At 70.8% G+C, this 13694-nt stretch carries 12 protein-coding genes; 7 read left to right on the top strand and 5 right to left on the bottom strand.

Translation table 11 applies throughout. The features are described 5' to 3' along the window. Positions 1-183: 183 nt before the first annotated feature. Complete coding sequence (locus H9658_RS03590) at positions 184-1821, top strand: NAD+ synthase (protein ID WP_191824382.1); 1638 nt, start codon at positions 184-186, stop codon at positions 1819-1821. A 211-nt stretch (positions 1822-2032) separates the two neighbouring features. Here H9658_RS03590 and egtD read toward each other — a convergent pair whose 3' ends face one another. Together egtD and egtB are read right to left on the bottom strand one after the other, a co-directional pair. Further along, positions 2033-3016, bottom strand: coding sequence for an L-histidine N(alpha)-methyltransferase (gene egtD, locus H9658_RS03585; RefSeq protein ID WP_179566639.1), 984 nt, complete (start codon positions 3014-3016; stop codon positions 2033-2035). Continuing rightward, on the bottom strand, positions 3013-4302 hold the full coding sequence (gene egtB / locus H9658_RS03580; RefSeq protein ID WP_191824381.1) for an ergothioneine biosynthesis protein EgtB: 1290 nt from the start codon (positions 4300-4302) through the stop codon (positions 3013-3015). The genes egtD and egtB overlap by 4 nt, the downstream gene beginning before the upstream one ends. A gap of 154 nt (positions 4303-4456) precedes the next feature. Here egtB and H9658_RS03575 point away from each other — a divergent pair, with 154 nt between their 5' ends. Next, entirely contained in the window at positions 4457-5653 is a 1197-nt protein-coding gene (locus H9658_RS03575) for an aminotransferase class V-fold PLP-dependent enzyme (protein ID WP_191824380.1), read from the top strand. A gap of 489 nt (positions 5654-6142) precedes the next feature. Here the strand turns inward: H9658_RS03575 and H9658_RS03570 are convergent, their stop codons facing one another. The 3 genes from H9658_RS03570 to H9658_RS03560 form a co-directional block, all read right to left on the bottom strand. Then, on the bottom strand, positions 6143-7615 hold the full coding sequence (locus H9658_RS03570) for an ABC transporter permease/substrate-binding protein (protein ID WP_191824573.1): 1473 nt from the start codon (positions 7613-7615) through the stop codon (positions 6143-6145). Between the two features lie 23 nt (positions 7616-7638). After that, positions 7639-8376, bottom strand: coding sequence for an ATP-binding cassette domain-containing protein (locus H9658_RS03565; RefSeq protein WP_191824379.1), 738 nt, complete (start codon positions 8374-8376; stop codon positions 7639-7641). A gap of 249 nt (positions 8377-8625) precedes the next feature. After that, positions 8626-9504: an outer membrane protein assembly factor BamD gene (locus H9658_RS03560; RefSeq protein ID WP_179566635.1), complete on the bottom strand. Its 879-nt coding sequence runs from the start codon at positions 9502-9504 to the stop codon at positions 8626-8628. Positions 9505-9619: 115 nt separating this feature from the next. On the opposite strand from H9658_RS03560, the gene rluD reads away from it, so the two are divergent. The 5 genes from rluD to H9658_RS03535 all read left to right on the top strand — a co-directional run bounded on the left by rluD (position 9620) and on the right by H9658_RS03535 (position 13642). Then, on the top strand, positions 9620-10627 hold the full coding sequence (rluD, locus tag H9658_RS03555; protein ID WP_191824378.1) for a 23S rRNA pseudouridine(1911/1915/1917) synthase RluD: 1008 nt from the start codon (positions 9620-9622) through the stop codon (positions 10625-10627). Between the two features lie 223 nt (positions 10628-10850). Then, the gene (gene pgeF, locus H9658_RS03550) at positions 10851-11624 is read left to right on the top strand and encodes a peptidoglycan editing factor PgeF (RefSeq protein ID WP_191824377.1); all 774 of its coding nucleotides are present in this window, start codon (positions 10851-10853) and stop codon (positions 11622-11624) included. Further along, positions 11609-12151 (top strand): DUF4166 domain-containing protein, encoded by a 543-nt coding sequence (locus H9658_RS03545; protein WP_191824376.1) that lies wholly within the window; start codon positions 11609-11611, stop codon positions 12149-12151. The genes pgeF and H9658_RS03545 overlap by 16 nt, the downstream gene beginning before the upstream one ends. Beyond that, positions 12075-12581 carry a thiol-disulfide oxidoreductase DCC family protein gene (locus H9658_RS03540; protein ID WP_191824375.1) on the top strand — a complete coding sequence of 169 codons (507 nt, stop codon included), beginning with the start codon at positions 12075-12077 and terminating at the stop codon, positions 12579-12581. Before H9658_RS03545 ends, H9658_RS03540 begins: the two co-directional genes overlap by 77 nt. A 296-nt stretch (positions 12582-12877) precedes the next feature. Beyond that, positions 12878-13642: a hypothetical protein gene (locus H9658_RS03535; protein ID WP_191824572.1), complete on the top strand. Its 765-nt coding sequence runs from the start codon at positions 12878-12880 to the stop codon at positions 13640-13642. Positions 13643-13694: the final 52 nt, after the last annotated feature.

Raw genomic sequence — 13694 nt, 5'->3', positions numbered from 1 at the left:
GCACCCATCCGGTGACGGGCGCAGCGTGGGGTAGGCGAGCCGGATCGTCTGCCGCGGTGCGGCGCTACACTGCGCATTGCCGTCGTGCGCATGTCGGCTCCGCCGCTGCTGGCGCTGCGCCGTCGGCGGCTGGCATCGGCGCGGCCGCCGCGCTTTTCCCCTCCCGCTTCTGCAAGGTTGTCCATGTCTTCTTCCCTTCGCATCGCCATGGCCCAGTTCGATTTTCCGGTCGGCGCCGTGGCCCAGAACACCGATCGCATCATCGCGATGATCGACGAGGCGCGCGACGAGTACGGCGCCGACATCGTGCTGTTCCCGGAGCTGGCGGTCAGCGGCTATCCGCCGGAGGACCTGCTGCTGCGGCCCGGCTTCCTCGCCGATTGCGAACTGGCGGTGCAGCGCATCGCGGTGCGCGTGCACGGCATCGTCGCGGTGGTCGGCTGGCCGCAGAGCGCCGGCAGCGTGGTCTACAACGCGGCCAGCGTGCTGCGCGGCGGGCAGATCGAAACCACCTACCGCAAGCGCGAACTGCCCAACTACGCGGTGTTCGACGAGCGCCGCTATTTCGATGTCGATCCGGACGGCGGCAGCTGCGTGTTCGAGGTCAAGGGAACCCAGGTCGGCCTGGTGATCTGCGAGGACCTGTGGTTCCCCGAGCCGCTGGCCGATACCGCGCGCCACGGCGCCGAACTGGTGCTGGTGCCCAACGCCTCGCCGTACGAGCGCGGCAAGCACGCGCAGCGCGATGCGCTGCTGGCCGAGCGCACCCGCGAGACCGGCGTGGCGCTGGCCTATCTCAACGTCGTCGGCGGCCAGGATGCGTTGGTGTTCGACGGCGCCTCGGTGGTCGCCGACGGCGACGGCAGCGTGCATCCGGCCGCGGCGGCGTTCACCGACCAATGGCTGGTGGTGGACTACGCGACGCAGACGCGCGCGTTCACCCCGTTGCGCTGGATCGACGACGGCGACGAAAGCATGGACGCGCTGGCCTGGCGCGCAGTGGTGCGCGGGCTGCGCGACTACTGCGGCAAGAACCGGTTTTCCAAGGTGTGGCTGGGCCTGTCCGGCGGCATCGATTCGGCGCTGGTGCTGGCGATGGCGGTGGACGCGCTGGGCGCGGACAACGTCACCGCGGTGCGGCTGCCGTCGCGCTACACGGCCGACATGTCCAACGACCTGGCCGACGAGCAGTGCCGCGCGCTGGGGGTGAAGCTGGAGACGGTGGCGATCGAACCGGCGTTCGAGGGCCTGCTGCAGGCGCTGGGTCCGTTGTTCGCAGGCACCCAGCCCGACGTCACCGAAGAGAACCTGCAGTCGCGCAGCCGCGGCGTGATCCTGATGGCGCTGGCCAACAAGTTCGGCGGTCTATTGCTGACCACCGGCAACAAGAGCGAGTACGCGGTCGGCTACGCCACCATCTATGGCGACATGTGCGGCGGCTATGCGCCGCTGAAGGACCTGTACAAGACCGAGGTGTTCGGCCTGGCGAAATGGCGCAACACGGTCGGCGGCGCGCCGGTGATCCCGCCGGCGGTGATCGCGCGGCCGCCGTCGGCGGAACTGCGCGCCAACCAGACCGACCAGGATTCGCTGCCGCCGTACGACGTGCTCGACGGCATTTTGTATCGCTACGTCGACCAGGAGGAATCGCGCGACGAGATCGTCGCCGCCGGTTACGCCGCCGAGGTGGTCGATCACGTGGTGCGGCTGGTGCGGATCACCGAATGGAAGCGGCACCAGGCCGCGCCGGGGCCGAAGGTGTCGCGCCGCGCGTTCGGCCGCGAGCGGCGTTATCCGATCACCAATGGGTATCAGGGCTAGCCAGGGCGGCGCCGCGGCCACGCGGCGTCTCGTGGTGGGGGGCGGATCGGCTGCGGTGGGGGTCGGTCGCGGCTGAAGCCGCTCCTACAAGGGGGCGGCAGGGAGGCGGCCAGTCAACGTGTCTGCCTCGGTAATCCGTGCCGGGAGGCGCCCTACCGGTTCGCGCGAATGCGCTTCCAATCCCGGCTCCCGATTCCCCAATCCGGGCTCTTCACACCGCCTGCAGCAACCGCAACCCGAACGCATCGTCCTGCGCGTTCCAGCCGTGGCTGACGCGCAGGCCGGCGGCCGCGGCCATTTCGCCGAAGCTCTGGTCGCTGTACTTGTGGCTGTATTCGACCTGCATCGCTTCGCCGGCGGCGAAGTCGAAGCGGTGTCCGGCCACGTGCACCTGTTGCGCGCGCTGGCTGACCAGGAAGGTTTCGATGCGCTGGCGCTCGCGCGCATACACCGCGCGGTGGCGGAACTGCGCCAAGTCGAAGTCGCTGCCGATCTCGCGGTTGAGGCGGCGCAGCAGGTTCAAGGTGAATTCGGCGGTGACCCCGGCGGCGTCGTTGTAGGCCGCTTCCAGCACCGCAGGATCCTTGTCCAGGTCGATGCCGATCAGCGCGCAGCCGTCGTGGCGCATGGTCTCGCGCATCGAGCGCAGCAGTTGGATGCCGTCTTCGCGGGTGAAGTTGCCCAGCGTGGAGCCGGGGAAGAACACCAGGGTGCGGCGCGCGCTGCGCTGCGGCGCCGGCAGGTCCACCGGCGCGGTGAAGTCGGCGCAGACCGGCAGCATCTGGATACGCGGGAAGCGCTCGGCCAGGCGCGCGGTGCTGGACATCAGCATGTCGCGCGAGATCTCGATCGGGGTGTAGGCCACCGGTTCGCGCAGGCCTTCCAGCAGCAATTCGGTCTTGCGCCCGCTGCCGCTGCCCAGCTCCACCACGTGCGCGCCGAGGCCCACCGCCTGCGCGATCGACGGCATCCGCGCTTCCAGCAGGGCCAGTTCGGTACGCGTCAGGTAGTACTCGGGCTGGCGGGTGATCGCTTCGAACAGGCGCGAGCCTTCGGCGTCGTAGAAATATTTGGACGGCAGTTGCTTGGGGCTGCGCGACAGCCCGGCGATCGCGTCGGCGGCGATGTCGTCGGGCTGCGGATGCAGGTCGGTGAGCGCGGCTTCGGTCAGGGCGCGGGCGGTCGCAGCGTTCATGCGGGATCCTTGGCCAGGCGTACGCCGGCGAATTGCCAGCGCGCATCGGAGGGAAAGAAGTTGCGGTAGCTGGCGCGGATGTGGTCGTGCGGCGTGGCGCAGCTGCCGCCGCGCAACACCCACTGCGCGTTCATGAATTTGCCGTTGTATTCGCCCAGCGCGCCCGACCACGGGCGGAAGCCGGGGTAGGCCAGGTAGGCGCTGCCGGTCCATTCCCAGACATCGCCGAACAACTGCTGCAGGCCGGCCTCGCCCTGCGCGGCGGACTGCGGGTGCAGCGCATCGGTATCGACGAAATTGCCTTCGATGGCCACGCCGGTGGCGGCCTGTTCCCATTCGGCTTCGGTCGGCAGCCGGGCGCCGGCCCAGCGCGCGTAGGCGTCGGCTTCGAACAGGCTGATGTGGCAGACCGGCGCATGCGGATCGCGCTCGCGCCAGCCGCCCAGGGTGAATTCGCGCACGCCGTCGGCGTGCCAGTACAGCGGCCGCTGCCAATCCTCGGCGTTGCGCCGTGCCCAGCCATCGCTGAGCCACAGGGCGACGTTGCGGTAGCCGCCGTCGGCGATGAATTGCGCGTACTCGGCGTTGCTCACCGGACGGCTGGCCAGCGTATGCGCCGGCACCAGCACGCGGTGCCGCGGCGACTCGTTGTCGTAGGCGAAGGCCGCGTGCGCCGGCCAGCCGGGCGCGCCGATCTCGCACAGCTGTTCGTCGCGCTGGATCCAGCGCAGGGTTCGGGCCGGGGCCTGCGCCACGGCCAGATCGTCGCGATAGGCCGGGGCCAGCGGATTGCTCCAGAACGCGTGCTTGATGTCGGTCAGCAGCAGTTCCTGGTGCTGCTGCTCGTGGTGCAGGCCCAGTTCCAGCACCTGCAGCGTCTGCGCCGACAGGTCGCCGGCCTGCAGCCGCGCCAGCACCCGCGCCTCGACCTCGGCGCGGTAGTCGCGCACCTGCGCCATGGACGGGCGCGACAGCACGCCGCGGCGCGGCCGCGCATGCATCGGGCCCACGCTCTGGTAGTAGCTGTTGAACAGGTAATCCCACTGCGGATCGATCGCGCGGTAGCCCGCGTCGGCGGCCAGCACGAAGCGTTCGAAGAACCAGGTGATGTGCGCGAGATGCCATTTCGCCGGACTGGCGTCGTCCATGCTCTGCACCATCGCGTCTTCCTCGCTCAGCGGCGCGGCGAGCAGGTGGGTGCGCTGGCGCACGCTGCGGAAACGCGCCGCCAGCGGGACGCTGGACGCTGCGGGCGAGGGGGGTGCCGCCGGGGAGGTCGCTTGCATCGGGCAAGCTTAGGGGAAGACCGTGAATATGCCGTCATGCGTGGTGGAACGTCGCGTTACGCTAGAGCCTGTTCATGCGATGGGGCCTCCCCTCTCCCGATCGCGCCAACAGGCCCGACCGCACATGTCTACGCCAGACCCTTCCCACGCATTCATGTCCGCATCCGCGGCCGGCGCCGCCGTGCCGCCCGGCTTGCTCGACCTCGCCGAGGCGGCGCACGCCTTCGTCCTCCCCGAGGGAGTGCGCTATCTGGATACCGCCAGCAAGGGCCCACGGCTGGCCGGCGTGCTTGCCGCCGGGCAGGCGGCGCTGGCCGATTCGATCGCACCGTGGACGCTGTCCTTCGACGCGTGGCGCGCGCAGATCGAGACTCTGCGCGGCCTGGCCGCCGCCACGCTGTTCGAAGGCGACGTCGACGGCGTGGCGATGCTGCCCTCGGCCGCCTACGGCCTGGCCACCGCGGCGCGGCAATTGCCGCTGGCGGCCGGCGAGGCGGTGCTGCTGCTCGATGGCCAGTTCCCGTCCAATCTGTTGCTGTGGCAGCAGCGCTGCGCCGAGACCGGGGCGCACCTGGCGGTGGTGCGGCGCGGGCCCCAGCAGGACTGGACCGAAGCGGTGCTGGCGGCACTGGACGCGGAGCCGCGGGTGCGGATCGCGACCCTGCCCAATGCCTACTGGCGCGATGGCGCGCTGCTGGACCTGGACCGCATCGCCGCGCGCGTGCATGCGGCGGGCGCGGCGCTGGTGCTGGACCTGAGCCAGAGCCTGGGCGTGCTGCCGGCGCGGCTGGCGGCATGGCGGCCGGACTTCGTGGTCGCGGTCGGGCACAAGTGGCTGCTCGGGCCGATGGGATTGGCCTGGTTGTGGGCGGCGCCGCACTGGCGCGCGCACGGCGTGCCGATCGAACACCATTGGCAGGCCCGCGATCCTGGCGCCGACTGGAATTTCCCGGTCGAGGCGCCGCCGCCGTTCCGCGCCGGCGCGCGCCGCTTCGATGCCGGCGGCGTGACCGAACCGCTGCGGCTGGCGATGGCCACCGCGGCGTTGCAGCAGGTACAGCATTGGCAGCCGGCGCGGATCGCGGCGCGGCTGGGCGCACTCGGCGCGGCGTTCGAGGATGAGCTGCAGGCGCAGGGGGCCGGCGATTGGACCGTGCCCGGGCATGCGCCGCACCTTGGCGCGCTGCGTCCGCCTGCGGCGGCGATGCAGGCTTTGCTGCCGTGGCTGCAGCGCGCGCAGGTGATCTGCACGCATCGGCACGGTGCGTTGCGCATCGCGCCGTACCTGCAGCTGACGCCGGAGGCGATGCGTGGGCTGGCGCGGGAGATGGTCGCCGCGGCGCGCGGCTGAGCGGTGGTTTGATCGTTTCTGGGGAACTTGCTGCCCACTGTAGGAGGGGCTTCAGCCCCGACAGCTAGCGGACTCTAGACGTCTTCCGCTTCGTTCGTCGCGACTGAAGTCGCTCCCACAGGTGGGGCTTGCAGTGAGCTTGCCGGGATACAAGTAGAGGAGTGTCAGCCCTGACTTTTACCGAGGCTGGAAAGGTTTTCGCTTCGTCTGTCGCGGCTGAAGCCGCTCCTACACGGGGCTTGCGGCGAGCTTGCTGGGTGCATGTAGAGGAGCTTCAGACCCGACTGTTACCGGAGCCCGAAGGCTCCCCGCTTCGTTCGTCGCGGCTGAAGCCGCTCCTACAGAAACCTGCGGCTGCACTGTGGGAGGGACGTCAGTCCCGACGGGTACCGAAGCCGATCGCTGGCCGGTGCCACGCTGCGATCGATGGGCCGAGCGCACGATCGCGCGCCCTGTCGCGCCGATGAGCGGCGCCTGGACGCGCAGGCCTCAGCGCCGCGCCGCCAGGCGCAGGCCGCGCGGTGTCAGCCAGCGCTCCAGGCCCTCGAACACCCCCTGCACCAGCAGCGCCAGCACCGCCGCCGGCACCGCGCCTTCCAGGATCAGGCCGATATCGTCGAGCCGGATGCCGGTGAGGATCGGCTGGCCGTAGCCGCCGGCGCCGATCAGCGCGCCCAGCGTGGCGGTGCCGACGTTGATCACCGCCGCGGTCTTGATTCCGGCCAGGATGGTGCGCAAGGCCAGCGGCAGTTCGATCCGCCACAGCCGCGTGCCCGGCGGCAGGCCGATCGCCGCGGCGGTCTCGCGCAGTTCGCGGGCGATGCCGGTCAGGCCGGCATGGGTGTTGCGCACGATCGGCAGCAGGCTGTACAGGAACAGCGCGGCGATCGCCGGCTTGGCGCCGATGCCGAACAGCGGAATCATGAACACGAACACCGCCAGCGACGGCAGCGTCTGCAGCACCCCGGTCAACGACAGCACGACCTGGCCGAGCCGCGGCCGATAGGCGGCGAGAATGCCCAGCGGCAGCGCCGCCAGCAGGGCCAGGCCCAGCGACAGGCCGACCAGCGCCAGGTGTTCGCGCGTGCGTTGCAGCAGGCGCGTCAGCCTGGTGTCCTGTGCCGGCGCGGCGATGCCCAGCCAGTGCGCGGCGATCGCGCTTTCGGCGCGCTTGTCCAGCTTCGCCTCGGCATTGAGCCGCTGCATCGTCGCCGCGTCGATGCGTCCGCCCAGGCCCTGCAGCGCCTGCACGAACCGCGGCGCGCGCTGCGCCAGGTCGCTGCGATACAGGAACACCGCGGCGTAGCGCGGAAAGTAGCGGCGGTCGTCCTGCAGCACCAGCAGGTCGTGCGCCGGGATCTCGGCGTCGGTGCTGTACAGGTCGGTGATGTCGATCGCGCCGCTGTCTAGCGCGCGGTAGGCCAGGTCGTGGTCCAGCCCGGTCGGGGTCTGCGGCAGCCGGTAGGCCGCGCGCACTCCGGGCCAGCCGTCGGCGCGCGACACGAACTCGTTGCTGAGCCCGAGTTTCAGCGACGGATGCGCGGCCAGGTCGGAGATACGGGCGATGCCCAACGCTTGCGCGCGCTGCCGGCGCATGCCGAATGCGTAGGTGTTGTCGAAGCCCAGCGGCGCGCTCATCGCCAGGCCGCGCTGGGCCAGGGCCCGGCGCAACGCGGCATCGTCGGCATCGGGCAACTGCAGCAGTTCCGTGGCCAGGGTACCGGTGTATTCGGCATAGGCGTCGATCGAGCCCTGCTCCAGCGCGCGCCACAGGATGCGGGTGCCGCCGAGCTGGCGCCGGTGTTCGACCTCCACCCCGGCCTGGCGTCCGGCGCCGGCGGCGATCTCGCCGAGCACCACCGCCTCGGTGAAGTTCTTCGAGCCGACCACCACTTTCTCCGGCGCTGCCGCAGCGCTGCCGGCGAGCAGGACGAGCGCCGCCGCGAGCAGGAGCAGCGGCAGCGCGCAGCGCCGCACCGACGCCCTCACCGCGCATCCTCCAGCGTGCGCTGCGCGTGCAGGAACTGGCCGACGAACGGCTCCGCGGGCGTATCCAGCAGGTCGCGCACGCTGCCTTCCTGCACGATGCGGCCATTGCGCATCAGCACCAGGGTGTCGCCCAGGTAGGCGGCCTCGGCGACGTCATGGGTCACCAGGACCACGGTCTTGCCGAGCAGCGCGAACAGCTCGCGCATCTGCGTCTGCAGCTCGTGGCGCACGATCGGGTCGAGCGCGCCCAGCGGTTCGTCCAGCAGCAGCACCGGCGGGTCCAGCAGCAGTGCGCGGATCAGGCCCACGCGCTGGCGCTGGCCGCCGGACAGTTCGGCCGGATAGCGCGCCAGCAAGGCCTCGGGCAGGCGGCACAGCGCGGCCAGCTCGTGCAGCCGCGCGTCGATCCGCGGCCGCGCCCAGCCCAGGGTCTGCGCCAGCAAGGCGGCGTTGTCGCGCGCGCTCAGGTGCGGGAACAGCCCGCCTTCCTGGATCACGTAGCCGATGCGGCGGCGCTGCGCCAACAAGGTGTCCCGGCGCAGCGGCTCGCCCTGGAAGCGCACCTCGCCGCTGTCGGGCCATTCCAGCCCGAGCAGCATGCGCAGCACGCTGGACTTGCCGGCGCCGCTGGGGCCGATCAGCGCGGTGGTGCCGCCGGGGGCGACGCGCAGATCGACCCGGTCCAGCGCGAGAGCGTCGCCGTAGCGGCGGGTGACCCGATGCAGTTCGAACATGCGCCCAAGCATAGCCGGGCCGCGGCGCTGTACCACAGATCGCGACACTGGTGCCGGCCTGCGCCATCGGCCAGGGCCACATGTCCAGGGCGCTGCCGCTGGCGGCTGCCCGGACAGCCGCGGTCCTGCATGGATGCAGGCGGCGCAGCCGGGCGGCGACCGGTGCGCACGGCTGCGTCGGCAATGCCTCGGTCGCCAAACGCAGAAAGGGGCCTTGCGGCCCCTTTGCATTGCATCCGGCAGCGTGGCTCAGCGGGCCATCTGCGAGTTGGACTGTCCGGTGGAAGCGGACTTCTCGCCGGCGAACGGGTTCAGCTTGCGGATCATCCACGGATACTTCGGCCAGTGGCCGGTCAGCCACGGATGCTGGGGATCGTTGAGTTCCAGCACCCGGCGCGCATCGTCGGCCAGCGGCTTGTTGCCCAGGTGGGTGTAGGCGTCGGCCAGCACCGCCACTGCGTCGTACTGGTAGGCGCTCTGCGGGTAGGTTTCCAGCAGGTAGGTGGCGCGGCCGGCGGCCGACACCCAGGCGTTGCGGCGCAGGTAGTACAGCGCGTTGTCCAGTTCGTGCTGGGCGAACACGTTGCGCAGCGCGATCATGCGCTGGCGCGCGTCGGCGGCGTAGCGGCTGTTCGGATAGCGCTCGGCGACGATGTTGAAGTCGGCGTAGGCCTGCTGCGGCGTGGACAGGTCGCGGCGGCTCGGGTCCAGCGACCACACCCGGCGCAGGAACACCGTGTCGCGGTTGGAGTTGGACAACCCGCGCAGGTAGTACATGTAGGAGATGTTGCGGTGGGTCGGGTAGGTGCGGATGAAGCGGTCGATGCTGGACACCGCGTCGTCGTGCTTGCCGGCCTTGTACTGGGCGTAGGCGGACTCGATCATCGCCTGCTCGGTGTACTGGCCGTAGGGGTACTGCGCGACCAGGCGCTTGAAGCTGCCCTCGGCGCCGGCCCAGTTGCCGCTCTGCATCTGCGTGTGCGCCTTCTGGTACAGCTGTTCCACCGGCATCCCTTCTTCGGGATTCTTGTTCTTCTGGCGGTGGCAACCCGTTGCCACGACGACCATGACCAGCATCAGGGCGATGAAACGGACGTGCGCGGAGAGCGGGACGGAGCGTCGGATCATGGGTTCGGGCAGGACACGTCAGGAATACGAAGGGGCGATGATAGCCTAGTGGCCTGTCCGGCGACTGACTATGGCCGCCGCGACCCTCCCTTTCCGACGTAGCCGTGCCCTTTTCATGCCCAATACCCTCCCGGACACCCCTGAGGACGCCGTCTCCGACGGCCCGCGCCAGGCGCGCGTGCCCGATCACGCCGCCGGCCGCCGCTTCGACGCGGTCCTGGCCGAGCTGTTTCCCGAATTCTCGCGTTCGCGCCTGGCCGAATGGATCAAGTCCGGCGACGCGCTGCTGGACGGCGCCCCGGCGCGGCCGCGCGACGCCCTGCGCGGCGGCGAGATCGCCAGCCTGCATGCGGTGCTGGAGACCCAGACCCATGCGCTGCCGGAGGACATCCCGCTGGAGGTGCTGTACGAGGACGACCAGGTCATCGTGCTGAACAAGCCGGCCGGGCTGGTCGTGCATCCGGGCGCCGGCAACCCCAGCGGCACCCTGGTCAACGCCCTGCTGTACTTCGATCCGTCGCTGGCCTCGCTGCCGCGCGCGGGCATCGTGCACCGCCTGGACAAGGACACCAGCGGTGCCATGGTGGTGGCGCGGACCCTGCCGGCGCACACCTCGCTGGTGGCGCAGCTGTCGGCGCGCGACGTGCACCGCCAGTACCTGGCGGTGGTGGCCGGGCCGCTGGTCTCCGGCGGCACCGCCAATGCGCCGATCGACCGCCACCCGCGCGACCGCCTGCGCATGGCGGTGCGCGAGGACGGCCGCGACGCGGTCACCCATTACCGGCTGCGCGAGCGCTTCCGCGCGCATACCGCGCTGGAATGCCGCCTGGAAACCGGGCGCACCCACCAGATCCGCGTGCACATGGCGCACCTGAAGCACCCGATCATCGGCGATCCGCTGTACGGCGGCCCGCTGAAGCTGCCCAAGGGCGCCACCGAGGAGCTGATCGCCGAATTGCGCGGTTTCAAGCGCCAGGCGCTGCATGCCGAGACGCTGGAGTTCAAGCACCCCACCCATGGCGAGCCGGTGCGCGCCACCGCCGCGGTGCCGGCCGACCTGCTGCGCCTGCTGGCCGCGCTGCGCGTCGATTCGCGGCTGGCCGCCGAGCAGGCGCGGCGCTGAGCATGGCGCCGGTGGGCGAGGGCAGGCCTGGCGCCTTGCATCCATTTCCGGGCGGAGCTGCCCGGGAATGGGCGACACGGCTCGGCGTGCCGGTGCAGGCGGCGCGGACGCGCGGCCGGTGTGCTGGTTTCCGATACGCCCGCGCGGCGGTCGTCGCCGGGAGCGCGACGCTGTGCCCGGTCGCGCCGTTCGCCGGCGCTGCCCTGTCCAGGGCCGCACGCGCATGACCGACTTCGCCCTTGCCGCCGACTGGCCGGCGTCGCCGCGGGTGCGCGCGCTGACCACGCTGCGCACCGGCGCCGGGGCGTCGTCGCCGCCGTTCGACCGGTTCAACCTGGGCAACCGCAGCGCGGCCGACGGCGACGATCCGGCCACGGTGCAACGCAACCGCGACGAACTCGCCGCGCGCCTGGCGCTGCCGTCGCCGCCGCACTGGCTGCGGCAGGTGCACGGGGTGCAAGTACTGCGCTTCGAGCGGCCGCCTGCCGCGGCCGGCATCGACGCCGAGCCGACCGCCGATGCCGCGGTCACCGCGGTGCCCGGCGTGGTGCTGGCGATCCTGACTGCCGATTGCCTGCCGGTGACCTTCGCCGCCCGCGATGGCAGCGAGGTCGGGGCCGCGCATGCCGGCTGGCAGGGCCTGGCCGCCGGCGTGCTGGAGGCCACCGTCGCCGCCCTGCGCACGCCGCCGGCGCACCTGCAGGCCTGGCTGGGCCCGGCCGCCGGTCCGCAGGTGTACGAGATCGGCGAGAACGTGCGCGATGCCTTCCTCGGCCACGATCCGGCCGCGGCCAGCGCCTTCGTCGCCACCCGCCCCGGACACTGGCGGGTGGACCTGTATGCGCTGGCGCGGCAGCGCCTGGCCGCCGCGGGGATCGACCCGGCGCAGGTGCACGGCGGCGGCCTGTGCACCATCTCCGACGCGCAGCGCTTCTTTTCCTATCGCCGCGACCGTCGCAGCGGGCGCATGGCGACGCTGGCATGGATCGCGGACTGAGCGCGCCGCTGTTCGCGCAAGTGCTGGGGCCCGCATTCGCGCAGCTGCCGCCGGCGCTGCGCACGCTGCATTCGGTGCCGCAGCGGCAGCGCTACGTCGGCCAGGCCGAGGTACGCCGCGGCCGGCATCCGTTGCTGCCGCTGTGCGCATGGCTGGCGCGCCTGCCGCCGGCCAGCGCCACGCTGGCGATCGAGGTGACCTTCCTCACCGACGCGCAGGGCGAGCGCTGGCAGCGCCGTTTCGGCACGCACGCGATGCCGTCGCGGCTGTGGCTGCAGGACGGTCGGCTGCGCGAGCGCCTGGGCGCGGTCGAATTCGAATTCGCGCTGCGCGTGGACGCCGCCGCGATCGTCTGGAGCGCCGCCCGCGCCTGGGCGTTCGGCGTGTTGCCGCTGCCGCGACGCTGGCTGGCCGGCGTGCATTGCCGCGAATCCGAGCGCGACGGCCGCTATGCGTTTCTGGTCGAGGTGGCGCTGCCGTGGATCGGCCCGTTCATCCGTTACGAGGGCTGGCTTGAGCCGGCCTGAACCCGCGCGCGACGCAGTGTCCGCGGCGGGCGCCGACAGCGCGATCGTGGTGTTCGACGGGGTATGCCTGCTGTGCAGCCGCTGGGTGCGTTTTCTGCTGCGCTTCGATCGCCGCGGCCGCTACCGGTTCGCGTCGATCCAATCGGCGAGCGGCCGCGCCTTGCTGGTCCGTCATGGGCTGGATCCGGACGACCCGCTGTCGTTCCTGCTGCTGACGCCGCAACGCGCGTGGACCGATTCGGACGCGGCGATCGGCGTGATCGCCGGCCTCGGCGGCGCATGGCGCGTCGTGGCGGTGTTGCGGCTGTTGCCGCGGCGCTGGCGCGATGCCGCGTATCGGGTGCTGGCGCGCAACCGTTACCGCTGGTTCGGCACTTCGACGCAGTGCTTCCTGCCCGATCCGCAGCAGCGGTCGCGCTTTCTGGAGTGAGCCCGGCGCGCGGTGGCCGCGCGCTGCAGTCGCCCGGCGCGCCGCGAACAAGTCGCCGAACGGCGCGCTGACCGCTTGCCTTCGCTTCCAGGGCACGTGGTGCCATGGCTGCGCCGATTCACAGGCCTGCGTTTGCCGCGTTCTTGTGGGAGCGGCGCGCATGCAGTGCGCGGAACCATCACCTCATGGATCTTCTTTTCCTGTTGTTGTTGCTCACGCAGCGGCGCAGGCCGCCTGCGGTGGCCAGCGCCATGGAGACGCCGCCCGGCCCACCACCACTGCAGAGGAGCGCTCCCATGCCCACCGCCACGCCCGTGCCGCTGATCAAGCCGGTCAACCGGCTGTTCGCCAGCCTCGATATCGACACCACGCACTACGTGTTTTCGGCGACGCAATTGCCCAGCACCTACTACATGACCGGAAAAGGGCCATTCATCCGCCTGCGGCCGCTACACAGGTCGGGATTCGGCATTTTCGAATACCCCGAGCGGATCGTCGCCCTCTATACCGGCGACTGGGACCGGAACCTGACCTTCACCCAGAACTTGAACAGCAACCAGCGCATCCTGCATTGCAGGCTGGGTGACTCTGCGGACGACATCGCCAAAACTCTCGGGGTGTTGCAAAAAAACGCCACACGCACCACCCAACAGATCCAGATCCAGAACACCGCGCAGAATCCTCCCCCGATCACCGATCAGGTGGTCTTTGTCAACGAGGGCGTGCTAGCCGGCACGATCTGGGGCGAAAGGGCTGGCAACCGCTACGAGCCGATGAAGATCGTCGATGCGCGGCAGGGCAACGCGAAGGCGCATACCGGCCACCCGTTCGCCACGCGCGAGGCGGCGGAGCGCTTCTACGCGGACCAGTATCCGGGCGTGCTCGACCAGCTGATGCTGCTGGGGCAGGCGCAACAGTCGTTCGCCATCGATCTGGCGCCGAAGGGGCGGCAAAAGCAGATCCTGGTGCAGACCGAGCTGCAGTATTTCGCCGAGGACATGTTCGAAAGCCGCGAGCAACAACTCGGCTTCCTGCGCGATCTGTACATGAGTTTCGTCTGAGCCGGACGGTGCGCTGGCGCGCGCCGCGGCATCGTCTGCGAACGGCGTTCGG

The sequence above is a fragment of the Xanthomonas bonasiae genome (assembly GCF_014836395.1).
GTDB classification, from domain to species: Bacteria; Pseudomonadota; Gammaproteobacteria; order Xanthomonadales; family Xanthomonadaceae; genus Xanthomonas_A; species Xanthomonas_A bonasiae.
Note: the sequence above shows the minus strand (reverse complement) of the source record. Positions and strands in the feature narration are given on the sequence as shown.